Origin of the sequence: Methanothermobacter thermautotrophicus str. Delta H, from assembly GCF_000008645.1 — an archaeon.
Classification (GTDB): domain Archaea; phylum Methanobacteriota; class Methanobacteria; order Methanobacteriales; family Methanothermobacteraceae; genus Methanothermobacter; species Methanothermobacter thermautotrophicus.
On record NC_000916.1, the window covers coordinates 848,656 to 866,495 of the forward strand.

The window sequence follows — 17,840 nt, forward strand, 5'->3', positions numbered from 1 at the left end:
CCATTTAGTGCCATTCAACGCACCTGTATGTAATAATTATAGTTAATAAATTAATCACAGGGGCTAGATCTCCAGCGTTACCATGAGGGGTATATGATCAGATAACCTTGGCCTGGTCTCTATGATTTCACCTGCCGGGGGGTGCCAGACGTCAAGGATCTTCACTCCTTCCGGGACAAAGAGGTAATCAATCTGGTATTTCCCCCCGTTAGGTGTCATGAATGTGAATGGATCTTCCTCCTCCCTGAGAACATCCCTGAATCCAAGTTCAGAGAGTCTTCCGGTCATCTCCTCAGCAAGGAGTGCTAACCTCCTCAGGGATGGGCTGAAGTTTTTATTGATGTTGAAATCACCGCCAATTATGATCAGGTCCTCTCCCTCCTCAATGTAGTTATAGAGGAGGTCAAGGAACTCAGAAAAGTCACTATCTGCTGGCCCAATGTAATTGTATATGCTAAAGAGGGAAAGACTATTTCCTCCGATTTCTATTCTGCAGGAAACATAAAAATCTTCTATACAGTGGTTGTCTGAGATTTCAAGGTAGTTCCTTTTCATGGAATCCAGCATGAGATCCTTATGAAGAAGTAATGTGTTCATCTCCCCGCGGAAGGTATGGTAATTCCACCTTACCTCATTGGGTATCATGTAGACCTCCTGGAAAAATCCTGCATCAAATTCCAGTTCCCCCATATAACTCCAGAGTTTCCTCCGCCTGTAGGATGCCCGGTTCAGGTTCCATGTCAGAACCTTAAGTTCCATTCAATCACCCCCAGGTTCAGGTTCCATGTCAGAACCTTAAGTTATCCTATAGAAAATTGTGATGCCCATTAACTTAAACACAACCGGAAACATTTATATAGGAAGAATGTAATATATTACCTAAATATGTAATATATTACCATAGGAGTTTTTGAGAAGATGAAAATAAATAAGATCCATACACTAACAGCCCTCATAACACTTATGGGGCTCTTTGCAACACTATCTGGCCTCCTGGACCAGAACACATACATCAACGACTCATTATCAGCAACTGCACAGATGATGGGCCAGGACCTCGTGACACTCACCACAGGGATCCCCCTCATAATCATTTCAGCATACCTTAGCCGTTCCTCGGCCAAAGCCAGGCTGCTGTGGATGGGTGGAATGTTCTACTTCACCTACACCTATGCCTCCATGGCCTTCCTCGCATCCTACAACAGTCTCTTCCTCCTGTATGTGGGCATACTTGCCTTATCACTCTACGGCCTCATGGGAGAGCTGTTCACAACCACCTACAGGGTTAATGTTGATGATAAAAAATCAGGCTTCACAGCCATCTACCTCACCCTCACCGGATTAATGCTGGCAGCCATGTGGATCAAGATGATCACAGATTCCCTGATAACCGGCATGGCCCCGGGGCCTTGAGGGCTACACAACCCTCGTCATACAGGCACTCGACCTCGGCGTCGTGGTTCCAGCGGCCCTCCTCACATCATACTTCCTCCTGAAGAGAGAAGTGTGGGGCTACGTCCTTGCACCGGTATTTCTTGTCAAGGTATCATTACTGGGAACAGCCATACTCTCAATGGTGCCTTCATGGCCATGGAGGGGGTCCCATTCAGCTGGGGGCAGGCTGGCTTCTTTATGGTCCTCACCTTCACAGGCCTGGCGTCACCGGGATTTTCTACCGGGGAATGGCAATCACATCAGGGAGGTTGACACTGGATGAAGGATATGCAGGCAATACGGGATGAACACCGGGAGACAAGGGAGTCCATGGAGAGGTACATACTGGTAGCCCTCTTCCTCATCGAGCAGCGCTGGAGCTACATAGTGAGCCGCGAGTTCCGCGAAGATGGCATAACAGCAAAGCAGTGGCTCTTCATGGTGATCCTTGGAAACGTCTTTGAAAGGCCCCCCTCAATGCAGGAGATGGCTGATGCCATGAGCAGCACCCACCAGAACGTCAAGCAACTTGCAGTTCGCCTTGAGGATAAGGGACTCCTGAGAATAAAACAGGACCCTGAAAACAGGAGGATGCTGCGCCTCGAGCCAACAGGGAGGTTCCATGAGTTCTGGGCTGGCAGAGATGAGAGAGACGCCGCCACCCTGAAATCCCTCTTCGATTCACTTGACGATGAAGAGGTCAAAATCCTGTTTAACGTATTTTCAAAGCTTGAGGAAGCCTCAAAGCAGCGCTATATGGAATACCGTGCGAGATGATCAGATGCTAAGAAAAAGATTTGAAATGGAAGTTAGAGAAGAACTCAGAAAGGTTCATAATCTGAATGAGAGGGAACTGCCAGGGTTACTTGCAGGATACCTTGAATCCTCCGGTCTCCCCCATGACCCTCAAAACCTCCTGATCAGGTGGGCTGACTCAAAAATAAGGAGAGGACCCCGCTGGATGAATGTGGACATGACCCAGATCAACACTCCAGCACCCTTCAGGAGCGTTTACATAAAGGGCCGTTTTTTAGGAATACCCCTTGAGGGCCTTGACACGTATTCCGGAGGCCATGGAGAAATGACCATCAGGGCCCTGAAATTTCTGAAGGTCGCAGAGGAGCGTGGAGATCCTATGGACGTGTCGGCCCTTGTAACTCTACTCTCAGAGGCCCCATTTCTACCGTCCCTCTTCCTTGCAGAGTGTACGGAATGGTCACAGCTGGATGATGAAAGGGTTGAGGGTAGAATCAGGGACCATGGCATCACTGCCAGTGGTCTGTTCACCTTCGATGAGCATGGAAGGTTCCTGAAATTCTATACAGAGGACAGGTACTGTGCAGAGTTCAACATGGAGCAGCACCCCTGGAGTGTTGAGGTGCTATCATACAGGGATACCGGGGGTTTTATCTATCCCACGGAGTGCACCGCAACATGGCACCTACCGGAGGGTGACCTGAAGTACTTCCATGGAAGGATCGGAGACGCAAGGTTCAACATAAGGACGCTTTAATTTGTCCGGATCACTCCATGGATTGAAGAAAATTCAGGGCACTTTAAATATATTATGAAACATAGGATATACTGTTATGAAAGAACTCTATCCATTCATTTTCAGAAGAAAGTCCACTAGAAAGTACAGGGGCCCCGCATCAGAGGATGAACTCAGGGAAATTGAGGACCGCCTTGAGAAAATTGAACCCCTCCTGGAGGATTTTGATACCGAATTCATGCTCCTGGAGAGGGATGATGTGAGGACCCGGATGCAGCGGCCGGCCCCCCACTATATAGCAGCCTTCTCAGATGGCTATGTGGGGAAGGTGAATGTGGGATTCATGCTCCAGCAGATGGACCTCAGAATCTCAGGCATGGGCCTCGGGAGCTGCTGGCAGGGGATCCCGAAGCCAAGGGGTCATGTGAAGTCTGAACTTGATTTTGTCATACTCCTGGCCTTTGGTGCTGCAGCTGAACCCGTCCACAGGGAGCACTCCGAGTTCAGGAGGAAGCCCCTCAGTAAGATAACGGACATAGAGGGGCTGGATGATGTCCTCGAGGCTGTGAGACTTGCACCCTCAGCTGTTAACAACCAGCCATGGTACTTCACCGGTGGAAATGGAAAGATCCATGCCTACTGCCAGGTGCAGAGCCCCCTCAAGAGGCGCCTTGTGGGGAGGTGGAACCCCATAGATATGGGGATAGCCCTTGCACACCTCAGGATCTCACTTGAATACCACGGGTACCGGTCTGAATTCAGAATCCTTGACGGGGTGGATGAGCTTAAAAACTACACCTACACCGGTACATTCATCTATGGGGAGTGAAAATGAAGAATAAAGCTCTGGTGGAATTCCTGGGGGATAAGGAATTTAGAAACTCTGAGTTCGTGGCTGGCATTGTAGCCAACCTCGTCCTCATCTACATCATAAACAGTGTGATGAACTGGGATATCTCCTTCATTGCAGATTCCTTCAGGGACCTTATACCATTATTAAATGCTGTGATAGGAGCCAATCTGGCTGCGAATGCCTGTTTCCTCATCTACAGGAGGCAGTGGTTCTGGACGTTCATGCAGATCATCCTGAGTGCACTGGGGTACCTTATGGTCTCATCCCTTTACAGTGTATTCCCCTTCACCTTCAGGAACCTCTATGTGTTCTACTCTGTCAGGTTCGCCCTCCTTGTTGCAATGGTCGTCCTTGCGGTTGCCGTATTCCTTCATGGCCTCAAATTTGTGCTGAAGTTCGTCCTGAAGATTGACCTGGAATAGAATTCGGGAATCAGTCCCTGAATATGGCTGAGGCCGTGTTCATTGCAGAGCCGGCCCTTATCAGTGCCGCCACCGCCGCGGCCTCTGCCAGTTCCCCCTCTGTTATACCTGCCTCAAGGGCCTCCTCTGCGTGTCTCCGTGTGCATGCATCACACCTGACTGCAACCGAACATGCCACTGATATGAGAAGTTTCTCCCTCTCCGTGAGTTTACCCTCAGATCTAACTGCTTCCCTGAAGTTTTTGAATGATTCCGCAACTTCAGGTAGTTCCTCAAGAAATCTGTCTGCTCCTGTCTTCATGTTCCTTAAGCTGACATCATCCCTTAAATACCTTCAGGGTATGGGTATGCCGTGGGGGCACCTTGCCGGGTTCCTCAGGTACCTCATGAGTGCCAGCTCTGTTTCCCTGAAGAGCTCGTGCTTCATGCGGGAGGCCTCCTCATAGGATGAGTCGAGGTCCATTCCAAGGACGTTGTGGAAGAAGCACTCCAGGATCATGTGCCTCCTTAGAACCATCTCTGCAATCTCCCTTCCCTCATCTGTGAGTTCAGCCCCCAGGTATGGGTGGTAGATGACAAGGCCCATTTCATGGAGTCTCTTGAGCATCTGGGTTACACTGGCTGGTCTGACGTTCATCCTTGATGACAGGTCAGAGGTTTTAACGATCCCGTGACTACTTAACCTGTATAATGTCTCGAGGTAGTTTTCCATGCTCCTTGTGAGTTCCATAAAGACACCAATTGAATATATATTCAAAACCTATTTAAGTTTTGTCATTTATATTCATGAAAGGTGATGGATGTGCTTGAGATACGCGTGCATGAGATAAGGGGTAAGTGCCCGGTGCACCGGGAGGGGGACCGGATAACAGTTGACGACCATGAGATAGACCTTGAAAGGACAGACGCCCTCTGCACACACGCCCTATCCACGATCCTGCACTACACCACAATCCTTGAGAGGAACTGGTGTCCTGTGGAACTTGGACTCACAGTGGACGGCGACGAGGAGCACGCCTACATGCAGTGCGTGGACCCTGGCGAACCCTACACAGATGGCGGCACAGTCATATTCCAGGTTAGGGGACTCAGATAAGCTGGAAGGGAAACCATGTTCTCAGACTGCAGATTCGGCTCCGTGACCTACAGGGGACGTGAATACAGATCAGACATCGTGGTGCACGTTGATGGGAGTGTGACACCAAGGAGGAAGGAGATATCAAGGAGGAAATACGGGACATCCCATGTCATGGCAGAGGAGGAACTTGAGGAACTCCTGGAAGAGAAACCTGAATCCATAATCATAGGCTCAGGGGTCCATGGAGCCCTTGAAACCGGGTTCAGATCAGATGCAACAGTTCTTCCCACCTGTGAGGCCATAAAGAGGTACAATGAGGAGAGGAGTGCCGGTAGGAGGGTTGCGGCCATAATACATGTGACCTGCTAATCGACAAGGCCCTCCATGTAAAGCCGGGCCCAGTAGTACCTCAGCATCCTCCTCCTTTCGGTGCAGTCCGGCATCTCAGATTCGAGGATACCCCAGAACCTCGGGCTGTGATTCATCTCCCGGAGGTGGGCCAGTTCATGGAGCACCACGTACTCCACCATCCTGTCCGGGAGATGGGAGAGGAGGGTGTTGAAGCTCAGATTGCCCCTGGAGCTGCAGCTACCCCAGCGGGACCTCATCCTCCTGAAACGGACCCTCCCATATTCGACGCCCAGGACATCAGAGTAATGGTCCAGGAATCCGCTGACCAGTGATCTCAGTTCCTTATCCCGCCGGTACTCCAGTTCCATGTCAGATGCCCTCTCAAGCATCTCATGGAACTCATGGATCTTCCTCTGGATCCAGTCACTCCTGGATGATAGAACCTCCATGGGGTCCCCGGTGAAATCTGCGGGGAGTATCAGACGCAGGCTGTCGAATCTCAGCTCAATCCTCGGGTTCTTAACCCTCCTGTATATGACCTCACATCTAACCTCCAGGTCCCCGGCCATGAATCTGTCCATTTTATCACTGATACCTCTCAAATATTTTCATAAGATCTTCCTGTGCTTCATCGGCGATCTGCCTTCTTTTGGGCGCATCCTTCGGGAGGTTCCTCAGGAGGAAAACCCTTATGATTCTCATAACATTCCTCTTAACGCTCTCCTGGGACGTCCATCCAGGGAATATGTTCCCATCAACCTCCTCTGTAAGGGCAACAGCATATTCCTTCAGTTTATCCTCTGGTATACCTCTACCCCTGAGGGTCATCAGGACCGCGAACTCCTTCTCGTCAAGACCGAGCTCCTTCATTCTGCGCTCCTCCTTCCAGATCTCTCTTATGATGGCAGCGCCCTCCCTGTAGAGTTCCTCGTAGTCCATGGTTTTCTCCCTCCACTGTTCCAGGAGGCGTTCAACCTTTTCAGCCACCGATTCATAGATGGGGTTCCTTGTGCCATTCCTGAGGACATATGAGTTGAGTGTGTAGACTGTTAAGGCAGCCTTATCCCTTATATCCCTGACCTTCCTGAGGTTTTCAAAGTAATCGGAGTCAAATTCTATTACCGGGAGTTTACTTTCTATTTCCCTGAACTCTGTGGTCCTGTGGATGTATTTGAGGGTTTTCTGGTAATACCTTTCAGTTTCGGCTTCAACTGATGGTTTCCTTGATACGACTCTCTGATAGTATGTGTAGATGACCGTGAGCCACCTGTAATCCTTGAGGCCATGCCTTATGAAGGGCTGGTCAGAGAGCAGCTCGAAGAGCCTTCTGAGTTCACGGTAATTCTCTGTGAATTTCTTTTCGAGTTCTTCATCAGAGGTTATGAGTTCAACCGCGTCGGAGAGGACCTCAATATCCATCCCATCCCATTCAAGGTCGCTGAAGATCCTGAGGGTCTCCCTGAGTAGCTCCTCGTATTCCCTCTTCATGGATTCCATATCGTATACTGCGCCCTCATACTCCTCCTTACTGTAGAGCTCAAATGCGCGCCTCAGTTCCGCCCCCATGACTCCAATGTAATCTATTATGAGGCCTGCCTCCTTGACGTCCCTGTAGGGTCTGTTTGTTCTTGCAACTGCCTGCAGCAGTCTGTGTTCCTTCAGTGGCTTGTCGAGGTACATGGTCTGGAGTATGGGTGCGTCGAATCCTGTGAGGAGCATATCCGTCACTATGAGTATCCGGGGGTTCCTATCAGGGTCCCTGAACCTTTCCAGTACCAGGTTTTTAATCTCATGGTGGTTCCTGCCATGGTATTTATCCATGAGTTCCTCATCATAGGCCCTTATTATCTCCTCGTCCCGTGGAGTGTAGGTCATTACGATCTCAGAGTACTCTGGTGGGAGGTGCCTGTCGAGTTCCCTCTTGTAGAGGACGCATGCCCTTCTGCTTGGAGCCACAACCATGGCCTTGAATCTTCCATCGATGTTCTCTTTGAAGTGTTTCGCGATGTCCTCTGCTATTAGCTCTATCCTGCGAGGGTTCTCGAGGATGGTTTTTATGGTGTCCAGTTTCCTTTTAACAGATTCCTCAACGTCCTTCCTTATGGATTCTGGCAGTTCCTCGAATTCCACACCGATGAATGCCTCCAGGTGCTTCCTGTCAAGGTGGACGTCACCTGCGAGTCTCGGCTGATAGGTTATCTTCACGGTGAAGCCGTCCCTTATGGAGTCTGTTATGAAGTACTGGTGGATGTATTTCTCTTCGGGGGGGTATGCGAACCTATCATAGGTGTCGCGTTCCCTCTTTGATATGGGTGTTCCTGTGAAGCCGAAGAAGAACGCTGATCTCAGCATGTCCTTCATCTGGGCTGCCAGGAGGCCATACTGACTCCTGTGGGCCTCATCAATGAAGACTATGACGTTCTTCCTGTCCATTATGGTTTCTCCTCCATGTTCCCTGAGTTCGGCTGTTATATCATCAAGTTTGTCTGTGAATTTCTGTATGAGTGTTATGAATAGGCCCCTCTTTCCCCGGTAGTCATCGCTGGCTATTGTTCTCTTTAATTCTGCTATGGATTCTATTCTTTCAGGCTGGTGGATTTCCAGTGCCGCGAGTTCTGCGTATAACTGTTCCTCAAGTTCTCTGCGGTCCACTATGAAGAATACTGTTGGGTTCTCCAGTTCCTTCATCCTGTAGAGTTTACTGGCCGCGAATATCATTGTCAGGGTTTTGCCTGATCCCTGCCAGTGCCATATGAGGCCCCTGTTCCTTTTATCTTCTCCCCTGATGTTCCTAAGGACCCTTTCAACTATCCTCTCAGCTGCATGGTACTGCATGTGCCTTGCTATGACCTTGGTTGTTGATCCGAACTCTGTCCTTATGTAGATGTAGTTCCTGATGAAGTCGAGCACCCTTTCTGGTCTGAGGAGTGGGAGTATATCTGCGGCCGGGAGTCCTGTGTGGTGCTCATGGCCCTGTTTTCTGGATTTTTGAGGGAGTTTACCATCCGTCTCCCTCCACTCGAAGGTGGGGACCTCATCAAGCCAGGGAACTATCGGGAAGTACCTTGCAAAGTCTTCAGCAGCGACACCCATCTGTACGTACTTGTAGAGTTCCGGCACTGTCTTCTCATAGTCCTTTATCTGCCGGTAGGCGTCCGCCCATGTCTCTGACATCCCCACGGGGTTTTTGAGTTCTATGTTCACGAGGGGGATGCCGTTGATGAAGAGCATTATGTCTGTCCTTATGGTCTGGTCACCACGACGGAATACGACCTGCCTTGATGCTGTGAATGAGTTGTGGCTTGGGGTATCGTGGTCAAGGATTTTGACCTTCCTGGGTTCCCCTGTTGTGGCAGATTTTATGTAAACGCCATTTTTAAGGTATTCAAGTATCGATTTGCATCCCTCAATGCTTGCTGCTTTACCCCGGAGCTCTTGGATGACCTGCTGTATATCATCATCCTCTATATACTGGTTGATCCTTCTTATGGAGTCTATCAGCTCAGATTCTATGAGGGGGTTTTCAGGGTCATCCCTCCCAAGTTCGGCGGCCGGTATATCATTCCAGCCCATTCCCCTCAGTTCCTTCATGAAGTAGTCTTCAAGGGCCTCCTCATTTAATTTCATGTTCTATCCCCCCCCTATGATGTTATTCTGACCCTCCTTTTACCTGTCAGGAGGTCGTTCATGAGCCCCCTCTTTATGTTTTCAAGTTTAACCTTCCTCTCCGTGAGGAGCTCGAGCCTTCTGTCCACATCCTGGAGTATCTCTGAAATCCTTTTCTGCTCCTCAAGAGGAGGGAGGGGAATTTTTATTTTCCTCATTATTCCCTGGTTTAACTTCTTTCTTGTGGATCCAACGACATAATGAGTTAAATCTAAATAAATAAGAATATGGAGTAAAAATCTATTAGTTATCTTAGAAGGTAACGCTTCGATAACATGTGCATGATTATTAACCCAAAACTTACCATTCATTATATATGCAGAGCTCCCAAAGGATGAATAATCACCTCCATCCTCAGCTAAAAGTACAAATTCCCCATTAAAAATATAATCATTGATATAATCAATTATGCCGTTCGCTCCACAATATGGATAATCACCTTTCATCTTAATTCTTTCTTTTTCACTAAGAGGTATTCTTTTATTATCATGAATCTCAACAACATCCTCCAAGTTAACAACATCCCAATCCACAGGAATCCTGCCAACATGAGAATCCTTGAATTCCGTGTGGTTGATGCCCTCCATCAGAAGCCTCTGCATGAGACCCCTCTTAAGTTTCTCTGTAACCCCTATCTCCTTATTAACCTTCTCTATCGCACCATCAACATCCTGGAGTATCTCTGAAATCCTTTTCTGCTCCTCAAGAGGGGGTACCGGTAAATAAATTTTTTCCAAAGTTTTTTTATTGAGTTCTTTGAACGTGCTGCCTCCGCTGAGGTCTTGCAGGCGTTTTTTATTTATTAATAGATAATATGCAAAATATCTCGTGTCAACATGTGATTTAGGGACTAGTGCTTTGCATCCTTGATTAAACACACATTCAACCGTATTCAATGCAACGTATCCAACTGGTGCTCTTGTTGAGATGAGAATGGAAAGTTTAGGGATAAGATTAAGATTTGTTCTTTTCAGCGCCTTCACAGTAACCTTTCTTTCGCTGTCTGCTATCATAATCCCGTTAAGATTACTCATATCAGCAGGTGTAACCCAAACAACATCACCATCATCCCAGAACTCATCTATTTTAGTTGATGGTGTAGTTCCAGTAAAAACATCAAAAACTTCCGAAACTCTGGAAACACCCCAATCCACAGGAATCCTGCCAACAGGAGAATCCTTGAATTCCACAGTATTCACATTTTCACCCCCATATACCCAAGTTCATCCAGGTAACCCCTTATCCTCTCATCAACTTCGGCGAGTTCCTCCTCGATCTCGGAGAGGCGCATCCACTCACCTGCCACATCAATATCCTCGAGCTCCTCCTCAGGGAATGCGTAGAGCGGCACGTTCAGATTATAATCATTCTCACGGATCTCATCAAGGTCGACAACCCTTGAGAATCCATCATCACCCTGGAACTCCCTGTAGGCCTCAAGTATCCTCTCAATGTTCCCGTCAGATAGGATGTTCAGCTTCCTGACCTCAGGGTGCTTCTCATACTCCTCACCTGCATTGATGAAGAGGACCTTACCCCTCCTTTCCTCATCCTTATCCTTGTTGAGGATTATTATTGCCCCCGGGGCACCTGTATTGTAGAATAATTTTTCAGGGAGAAGTATAACCGCCTCTATGAGGTCGTCCTCCAGTACAGCTGACCTTATACTCTTCTCACGGCCACCCCGGAAGAGGCAACCATTATCTATAACCACACCTATCCTCCCGTCATCCTTGGCAGAGGCTATCATGTGCTGTATCCATGCCCAGTCAGCGGACTGCTTGTTCACAAATCCGTACCTGAATCTCTCCCTCCAGTAATCTCCCTTCTTGAGGGTGTCCTCACCGTAACCATCCTGGTTCCATGGTGGGTTGGCTATCACTACGTCGAACCTCATGATCCCGTCTGATTCCTTGAATTTGGGGTAGAGGAGTGTGTCACCATGGGCTATGTGGTGGTCCTTTATGTCATGTATGTACATGTTCATTGATCCTAAGGCCATTGTCTTCCTGTTGACCTCCTGTCCGTAGAGGAAGAGCCTTTCGGCCTCACCATAGGTCTCCTTAACGTACTTGTGGGATATTATGAGCATGCCATTGGACGCTGATGCCGGGTCGTAGACGCTTTCGCCGGGTTTTGGGTCGAGTATCTCGACCAGTAGCCTTATAACCTCCCTGGGTGTGTAGACCTCGCCCTCCTTGGCCTTGGTTGGGGCGAAGTATCTCAGTATCCATTCATAGGCGTCTCCAAGGATGTCGGGGTCAACGTTTGTGAGTTTCTTCTCACTGAATAGTTCAACGAGCTGCCTGAGTATCTCCCGGTTCTCCTGGCTCTGTGTGAACTCCACGAAGTCAAAGGCGTCCACCACGTCCTTGAAGGCGGGGTTGAGTTCTGCGAGGTTCTTGAGGGCCCCTGCAAATTTTATGGGCAGGTTCTCAACGTCCTTCCTTATGTTGTCCCAGAGGTACTCCTCCTTTATGTCAAGGTCATGGTATGCACTGTTACGTGCCTCAAGCCTCGCCTCCTCCTCACTGAGGCCATACTCCTTTATGGCATCCTCATATGCCTTCTGGTATTCCATCATCCACTTGTCACTCATCTGTTTCATGAACAGGAGGACCAGGATGAACTTGTAGTCGACCCTTGTCCTTATGAGGTCTGCTGCCCCCTTGAGTATCCTCTCTATGTCTGCACGGCCAAGTTTATCGTCCTTGAGGGTGAGGTAATCCTGTATGATCTCTGATTTGGGTCTGAGCATGTAGATCCTTCTTCTCTCATCATCGGGATCCTTTCTTGTCTCTATCCATCCCTTCTTCCTCATCTCGGATATTGCAGCTGAAAGGGACTTTTCATCAATTAGATGTTCCTTTCCAAGTATTTCAAGGGCCTCGGTGCTCCTGAATTCCCGGTCCTCAAATTTATCCCAGAGGAGGTCATATTTTTCTTCAAGCCATTTTGGTAGTTTCATATTATCACCTTCAGTTAAGGTGGCAGTCCTGCCTGCAATGATCCCGGTCCAGATTATACAAGCTAATTGACTTACCACTTGTATAATTTATACCTTTTAATATAAATATCTTTGTGCGGTATGGCGCTGTAAACCCATTACATAGCATGTCATTTCAAGGTCCAGGTTCATTATCCTCATCATCATCCTTATATTCCAGTCCACAGAAATATCACCCCGGAGTGTTAAACATGAAGGTTCCAAGATGCATGAGTACACAGCATCCAGACAACGTTAACCCGCCGTTCTTTGCAGAAGAACCTGAACTGGGTGGTGAAGACGAGATAAGGGAGGCATACTACGTCTTCTCACACCTGGGATGTGACGAACAGATGTGGGACTGCGAGGGCAAGGAAGTGGACAACTACGTTGTAAAGAAACTCCTCACAAAGTACCAGGCCTTCTTCAGGGACCATGTCCTGGGTGAGGATCTGAGGCTCACCCTCAGGGTGCCCAACCCCACAGTTGAGAGGGCCGAGGCAAAGATACTCCTTGAGACCCTTGAGAGCATACCCAGATCCTATGACACCGCAAGCCTCTTCTACGGGATGGACGCAGCCCCGGTCTTCGAGGTCATCCTACCCATGACCTCATCAAGCAGCTGCCTCAACCGGATCCACAGCTACTACCTGGACTTTGTGAAGGGTAAGGAGAGGCTGCAGCTCGCAGATGGTGTGACCGTCAAGGAGTGGATAGGTGAATTCCGGCCCGACGAGATCAACGTTATCCCCCTCTTCGAGGACCATGAGGGGATGCTGAACGCCGCCAAGATCACAGGCGAGTACCTTGATGGTAAGGATATCCAGGAGCAGAGGGTCTTCCTTGCAAGGTCAGACCCCGCCATGAACTACGGTATGATATCAGCCACACTCCTCAACAGGATAGCCCTCTCAGACTTCCGGGACCTTGAGGAAGAGTCAGGAGTTAAACTCTACCCCATAATAGGTATGGGCTCAGCTCCCTTCAGGGGTAACCTCCGCCCCGATAATGTGGAGGACGTTACCTGGGAGTACCGTGGCGCCTACACCTTCACTGTCCAGTCATCCTTCAAGTACGACCATGAACCATCAGATGTCATCAGGGGCATAAAGAAACTCAGGTCTGTTAAACCGGGCAGGGCAGCTGAAATCGAGCGTGAAAGTGTCCTGGAGATAATTTCAGCCTACTGCAGGGAGTACAGGAGGCAGGTCATGGACCTCGTGGACATCATAAACAGGGTTGCGAGGTACGTGCCCGGCAGGAGGAAGAGGAAGCTCCACATCGGACTCTTCGGATACTCCAGGAGCATGGGAAACGTTTCACTCCCAAGGGCAATAACCTTCACAGCGGCCCTCTACTCGCTGGGGGTTCCCCCGGAGCTGCTCGGGTTCAACGCGCTATCATCAGGTGACCTTGAATTCATTGAGGAGGTCTACCCGGGTCTTGGAAGGGACCTCCATGACGCTGCAAGGTACGCCAACCCTGAATCACCATTCCTCAGCCCTGAGGTTAAATCATCCTTTGAGGAGTACCTTGAACCTGAGTATGATGAGGGACACATGAAGACCACAGAGGAGATCATAAGGGCCCTCAGAATCAACAGGACAGCCAACCTCCAGGAGCTCATCCTTGAGGCTGCAAGCCAGAGGAAGTTCCTCGGCTGAAACCCTCCACCATTTTTTGTGCTGAGCAGAGAGCTGCCCCCCATAAACTATTTTTTCAATTCTGAAAGCATCCATACACATCCACTGTAAGACCACCCGGCCTTCCCACGGGTTCTGGCATCAGTCTACCCACTGTTCCTGACGGACCCGCTGATATAGAATTCTGGCATCACCATCCCCACCCTTCCTTACTGACCTGTTGATACATTAAAATAGCTTCACTGACATAACAATAATGTGGGGGTGTTTTATGGACAACATTGAAAGAATTAAAATGATTGAGAAGTCCCCTATAAGTTTTGAGGGGCTGAGGAAGCTGAACATAGCGGCCGGGTCCCTGCACCTGATCCAGGGGCTTCTGATGGTTGCGCTGGGTTACCTGCTCACATGGGACAGGGACATCTACACGTTCTACCTGAAGTTCAAGATACTCTCACTGAATCCGCCGTCATTCCAGGTCCTTCCCAGCCCTGAGGTGGCATTCACCGTGAGCTACCTCGGGGTGATCCTTGCATCCTTCCTCCTGATATCTGCGGTGGCCCACTTCACAATAGCCTTCCTCAGGAATGAGAGTTACGTTGAGAACCTGAAGAGGGGTATGAACCCCTACCGCTGGTACGAGTATGCTCTCTCAAGTTCAATAATGATAGTGATACTGGCCACCTTCGTGGGGGTCTGGGACCTCTGGTCACTTGTGATGATCTTCGTCCTCAACGCATCGATGATAATGTTCGGCTACCTGATGGAGAAGATCAACCAGTACACCGAGAAGATCGACTGGTCACCCTACCTCCTGGGGTGCATCTCCGGCTTCACCCCATGGGTGGTCATTGCAGCCTACTTCATCGCCGCCCTGGGCTCCGCCGAGACACAGCCACCGGACTTCGTCTACCTCACACTGCTCATCTACTTTGTGATGTTCAACACATTCTCCGTCAACATGCTGCTGCAGTACAGGGGTGTCGGTAAATGGAGGGACTACCTCTACGGTGAGAGGGTCTACATCATACTGAGCCTGGTTGCAAAGACCCTGCTGGCCTGGCTGGTGTTCATAGGGGTGTTCTCACCCTTCTAGTTCTATTTTTTAACCCCTTTTTCTGGAGGCATCCGGGGGTCAGCCACTCACTTTAAGAACCGCAAAGTATTTATAGGGGTTCCATGTAACCTTATCTTGTCGATATGAGCTCTTTTTAAGCATAGTCCCGTGGGGTAATGGCAATCCTGATGGACTCTGGATCCATCGATAGCGGTTCGACTCCGCTCGGGACTATCCCCCCATAACACCCCCCTTTTATCGAAACCTATTTATGAAGAACATCACCACCTAATAACTGTCATAGTCCCGTGGGGTAGTGGTAATCCTGCTGGGCTTTGGACCCGGCGACAGCGGTTCGACTCCGCTCGGGACTATCAAACCACTGATTCTGTGTCCAAAATGGAGGAAATACTTGTAATAGGCGTCAACACCCGACCTGTGGTTGAATCAGCCTTCAGGTTAGGGTACAGGGTCTACTCTGCAGGTTACTACTGCACAGCAGACTTCAAGCACTACACCGAAAGAAGGTGCATACTGAGGGAGCGTAGCGGTGAAAGCTGCGGGAGATTCCATGAGAACTTCAGTCAGGAGAAGCTCCTTGAAGCAGCCTCAGATTTCATAGAAAGGGCTGATGGTATAATCCCCCTCACAGGCGCACCCCCTCTCCCAGGGGAGAAGGTCCTCGGTAACTCCAGGGTTGATCACGTGGAGGACAAGTACCGCCTCTACAGGAGGATCAGGAACTCATACCCCACACCCGAGACACACCTCATCAGTGACCCTGCCGAGGCGATGGAGATTGTAGCTGCAGGGGAGAAGAAATACATCGCAAAGCCGGTTTCCGGCGCTGGAGGCTTTGGTGTCACCGAGTTCCGCGAAGGTGATGGGGAGTTCCTCCTCCAGGAGTACATCGAGGGCGTCCCTGTGAGTGCCTCTGTTCTTTCAACCGGAGAGGATGCCATCACGGTTCTGACGAGCAGGCAGATCATCGACAGGGGCGTACCTGGATTTGAGGGGCAGTTCGTCTACGCCGGTAACATGACACCAGGGCCCTCAGGGGAGATTGAGGATCTTGCCAGTGACCTCATACTTGACCTCTCCCTGCGCGGATCCAACGGCGTCGACCTCATAATGAGGGACTCCGAGCTGTATGTCATAGAGGTCAATCCCAGGATACAGGGGACCTTTGAGTGTGCTGAAGCCTCCCTGGGAATAAACATGGTGGATGCCCATATCAGGGCATGCATGGGCGAGCTTATAGAAAAACCGGACCCGGTCAGTTATGCTGTTAAGAGGATACTCTATGCCCCGGCAAGGTGCCGGGTGGGTGAGATAAAAACCATGGGGGTCCATGACCTTCCTGTCCCGGGAACCATAATTGAGGAGGGTGAACCCCTGCTGACCGTCCTGGCCTCCCATAACTCCATGGAGGCCGCTGAGAACCTTGCATCAAACATCTGCTCCAGGGTCAAGAAAGAACTCCATTACCTCCGATGCCCCCCACCTCGACCACAGGGAGTATGAGAATATATTGTCAAGAAAGAACTCCATTACCTCCGATGCTGAGAACCTTCTGCTCCATTAAAGAACCCTACTTTAAGGGGACAAACTGCATATCCTAGGGTTAAGAAGAAGGTGGATTTAAGATACCTCTGGAGCAGATCCTTAAGGTATCTGCCATGAAATTTGCAGCTGCTTATCCGGCTCTTGCAGTACCCATACTCTTCAATGTCTCTTATATCCTGTCTTTTTGCAGTGTCCATGTACTCTCCAGTGCCCATTTTCCCCTGATATGATCATCTCAGGTGACTGGATCTGGTGTCCTGCACTCAGAACCCTGTGCATGGGTATCCTCCGATAACATCAATCACCGCGGGACAGGCATCAGATTATGCCAAGCAGTAGGAGTATCAGTATTATGGTACCTATCGTTATGAGCACCGTGCTCAGAATCATGCCACCTGTCATTAAAAGGAAAAGTTTGGCCCTCCTATCAGGGTCCTTAAGGTACTCCTTAAGCGGATCCCTGCTCATTCCATCAACCTCCTTAGAGCTCCCTCACAAGGAACATGTACTGTGTAACCGTTGGAAACCTCGCCCTCAGCACCCTCATCTCAGGTCTGTAGATGTAGATCTCATCCCCCTCATCATCCCTCTCAAGGACCTCCGAGACAACCTTCACCTCAATATCACCGGCGATCCTTGCACCCGAGGTCTCAGATTCTATCTCAATGTATATCGGGAGCCTCAGCCTCCTTGCCTCATCCTCAGTCAGCATCCCCCTGAGGTCTTCAAGTTCAGCCCATTTGAACCTGTGCCTGGTGCCATCAGCCCCTGTAACATGGGGCCTGTCCTCCCTGAGGAGCTCCTCCAGGGTCTTCCTCCTTGAGGGGAGATGACGGTTGAGGTTGAAGATCTCCTTCTTCATCAGCCTGTCTGATCTGTCACCTCTCATCCTATTAGGCTATGTTTTATATTCTATAAAACATTAATATCTTAGTGGAGGGTGTACCTTGGATATCGATATCGAGCAGTGCCGGGAAAATGATAAGATAAAGGAGATAATAAGCGGCAGCGGACTCCCCATAAAGTATATAAAACTTCTTTTAAGGCTCTCGGACGGGATATACATAAACGGCGTCAACTACAATGTGAAGATAGAAGATAACATCGTCTCAGTCATCCTCATATCCTCCAAGCCCGAGAACAGGACAGGGGTTTTCAGGACAGGGGCCCTCACCAACATATTCTACCGTGTACGTGAAATTGAAAAGGAGCATGAGGAGATAAAGACCGAGACCCGGGCCAGTGGTAACCTCATAGAGTTAAGGATACATCTCCAGTAGGGGTGATGGTTG

General features: G+C 49.5%; 21 protein-coding genes and 2 tRNA genes. 13 read left to right on the plus strand and 10 right to left on the minus strand.

Annotated features, from left to right (window positions below):
- Window positions 1-63: 63 nt before the first annotated feature.
- Entirely contained in the window at window positions 64-759 is a 696-nt protein-coding gene (locus tag MTH_RS04390; protein WP_010876562.1) for an endonuclease/exonuclease/phosphatase family protein, read from the minus strand.
- Window positions 760-918: 159 nt separating this feature from the next.
- Here MTH_RS04390 and MTH_RS09670 point away from each other — a divergent pair, with 159 nt between their 5' ends.
- The 5 genes from MTH_RS09670 to MTH_RS04415 all read left to right on the plus strand — a co-directional run bounded on the left by MTH_RS09670 (window position 919) and on the right by MTH_RS04415 (window position 4,201).
- Window positions 919-1,413 carry a hypothetical protein gene (locus MTH_RS09670; RefSeq protein ID WP_010876563.1) on the plus strand — a complete coding sequence of 165 codons (495 nt, stop codon included), beginning with the start codon at window positions 919-921 and terminating at the stop codon, window positions 1,411-1,413.
- 300 nt (window positions 1,414-1,713) lie between these two features.
- Complete coding sequence (locus MTH_RS04400; RefSeq protein WP_010876564.1) at window positions 1,714-2,211, plus strand: MarR family transcriptional regulator; 498 nt, start codon at window positions 1,714-1,716, stop codon at window positions 2,209-2,211.
- Between the two features lie 25 nt (window positions 2,212-2,236).
- Window positions 2,237-2,947 (plus strand): DUF6544 family protein, encoded by a 711-nt coding sequence (locus tag MTH_RS04405; protein WP_238374253.1) that lies wholly within the window; start codon window positions 2,237-2,239, stop codon window positions 2,945-2,947.
- Between the two features lie 76 nt (window positions 2,948-3,023).
- Window positions 3,024-3,755 carry a nitroreductase family protein gene (locus tag MTH_RS04410; RefSeq protein ID WP_010876566.1) on the plus strand — a complete coding sequence of 244 codons (732 nt, stop codon included), beginning with the start codon at window positions 3,024-3,026 and terminating at the stop codon, window positions 3,753-3,755.
- A gap of 2 nt (window positions 3,756-3,757) precedes the next feature.
- Window positions 3,758-4,201: a hypothetical protein gene (locus MTH_RS04415; RefSeq protein WP_048060926.1), complete on the plus strand. Its 444-nt coding sequence runs from the start codon at window positions 3,758-3,760 to the stop codon at window positions 4,199-4,201.
- A gap of 10 nt (window positions 4,202-4,211) precedes the next feature.
- Here MTH_RS04415 and MTH_RS04420 read toward each other — a convergent pair whose 3' ends face one another.
- On the minus strand, window positions 4,212-4,502 hold the full coding sequence (locus tag MTH_RS04420) for a carboxymuconolactone decarboxylase family protein (protein ID WP_010876568.1): 291 nt from the start codon (window positions 4,500-4,502) through the stop codon (window positions 4,212-4,214).
- A gap of 33 nt (window positions 4,503-4,535) precedes the next feature.
- A complete protein-coding gene (locus MTH_RS04425; RefSeq protein ID WP_013296128.1) occupies window positions 4,536-4,931 on the minus strand; it encodes a metal-dependent transcriptional regulator in 396 nt (131 codons plus the stop codon).
- Window positions 4,932-4,997: 66 nt separating this feature from the next.
- Between MTH_RS04425 and MTH_RS04430 the strand changes: the two genes are divergently transcribed.
- Together MTH_RS04430 and MTH_RS04435 are read left to right on the plus strand one after the other, a co-directional pair.
- Entirely contained in the window at window positions 4,998-5,297 is a 300-nt protein-coding gene (locus MTH_RS04430; RefSeq protein WP_048060927.1) for a TIGR04076 family protein, read from the plus strand.
- Between the two features lie 15 nt (window positions 5,298-5,312).
- The gene (locus MTH_RS04435; RefSeq protein WP_010876571.1) at window positions 5,313-5,648 is read left to right on the plus strand and encodes an Mth938-like domain-containing protein; all 336 of its coding nucleotides are present in this window, start codon (window positions 5,313-5,315) and stop codon (window positions 5,646-5,648) included.
- Here the strand turns inward: MTH_RS04435 and MTH_RS04440 are convergent.
- The 4 genes from MTH_RS04440 to MTH_RS04455 are packed head-to-tail and all read right to left on the minus strand — an operon-like array spanning window position 5,645 to window position 12,264.
- On the minus strand, window positions 5,645-6,211 hold the full coding sequence (locus MTH_RS04440; RefSeq protein WP_010876572.1) for a M48 family metallopeptidase: 567 nt from the start codon (window positions 6,209-6,211) through the stop codon (window positions 5,645-5,647). The two genes, MTH_RS04435 and MTH_RS04440, sit on opposite strands and share 4 nt — an antisense overlap.
- A gap of 4 nt (window positions 6,212-6,215) precedes the next feature.
- On the minus strand, window positions 6,216-9,257 hold the full coding sequence (locus MTH_RS04445; RefSeq protein WP_010876573.1) for an HsdR family type I site-specific deoxyribonuclease: 3,042 nt from the start codon (window positions 9,255-9,257) through the stop codon (window positions 6,216-6,218).
- A 14-nt stretch (window positions 9,258-9,271) separates the two neighbouring features.
- A complete protein-coding gene (locus tag MTH_RS04450; protein ID WP_010876574.1) occupies window positions 9,272-10,495 on the minus strand; it encodes a restriction endonuclease subunit S in 1,224 nt (407 codons plus the stop codon).
- Window positions 10,492-12,264 (minus strand): N-6 DNA methylase, encoded by a 1,773-nt coding sequence (locus MTH_RS04455; protein ID WP_048060928.1) that lies wholly within the window; start codon window positions 12,262-12,264, stop codon window positions 10,492-10,494. The genes MTH_RS04450 and MTH_RS04455 overlap by 4 nt, the downstream gene beginning before the upstream one ends.
- 230 nt (window positions 12,265-12,494) lie before the next feature.
- Between MTH_RS04455 and ppcA the strand changes: the two genes are divergently transcribed.
- From ppcA to MTH_RS04480, 5 genes are all read left to right on the plus strand, one after another.
- Window positions 12,495-13,946, plus strand: coding sequence for a phosphoenolpyruvate carboxylase (ppcA, locus tag MTH_RS04460; protein ID WP_048060929.1), 1,452 nt, complete (start codon window positions 12,495-12,497; stop codon window positions 13,944-13,946).
- A gap of 274 nt (window positions 13,947-14,220) precedes the next feature.
- Entirely contained in the window at window positions 14,221-15,021 is an 801-nt protein-coding gene (gene heR, locus MTH_RS04465) for a heliorhodopsin HeR (RefSeq protein WP_238374254.1), read from the plus strand.
- Between the two features lie 123 nt (window positions 15,022-15,144).
- Window positions 15,145-15,216: transfer RNA gene (locus MTH_RS04470), tRNA-Gln, on the plus strand.
- A gap of 68 nt (window positions 15,217-15,284) precedes the next feature.
- Window positions 15,285-15,356: transfer RNA gene (locus MTH_RS04475), tRNA-Gln, on the plus strand.
- A gap of 25 nt (window positions 15,357-15,381) precedes the next feature.
- On the plus strand, window positions 15,382-16,506 hold the full coding sequence (locus MTH_RS04480; protein ID WP_013296134.1) for an ATP-grasp domain-containing protein: 1,125 nt from the start codon (window positions 15,382-15,384) through the stop codon (window positions 16,504-16,506).
- A gap of 26 nt (window positions 16,507-16,532) precedes the next feature.
- Here the strand turns inward: MTH_RS04480 and MTH_RS09555 are convergent, their stop codons facing one another.
- The 3 genes from MTH_RS09555 to MTH_RS04485 form a co-directional block, all read right to left on the minus strand.
- Window positions 16,533-16,745, minus strand: a complete 213-nt coding sequence (locus MTH_RS09555; protein WP_238374255.1) for a hypothetical protein — start codon at window positions 16,743-16,745, stop codon at window positions 16,533-16,535.
- 121 nt (window positions 16,746-16,866) lie between these two features.
- The gene (locus MTH_RS09820) at window positions 16,867-17,016 is read right to left on the minus strand and encodes a hypothetical protein (protein WP_013296136.1); all 150 of its coding nucleotides are present in this window, start codon (window positions 17,014-17,016) and stop codon (window positions 16,867-16,869) included.
- A 13-nt stretch (window positions 17,017-17,029) separates the two neighbouring features.
- Window positions 17,030-17,437 carry a DUF61 family protein gene (locus MTH_RS04485; RefSeq protein WP_010876580.1) on the minus strand — a complete coding sequence of 136 codons (408 nt, stop codon included), beginning with the start codon at window positions 17,435-17,437 and terminating at the stop codon, window positions 17,030-17,032.
- Between the two features lie 58 nt (window positions 17,438-17,495).
- Here MTH_RS04485 and MTH_RS04490 point away from each other — a divergent pair, with 58 nt between their 5' ends.
- A complete protein-coding gene (locus tag MTH_RS04490) occupies window positions 17,496-17,828 on the plus strand; it encodes a hypothetical protein (protein ID WP_010876581.1) in 333 nt (110 codons plus the stop codon).
- The last annotated feature ends 12 nt before the right edge of the window (window positions 17,829-17,840 follow it).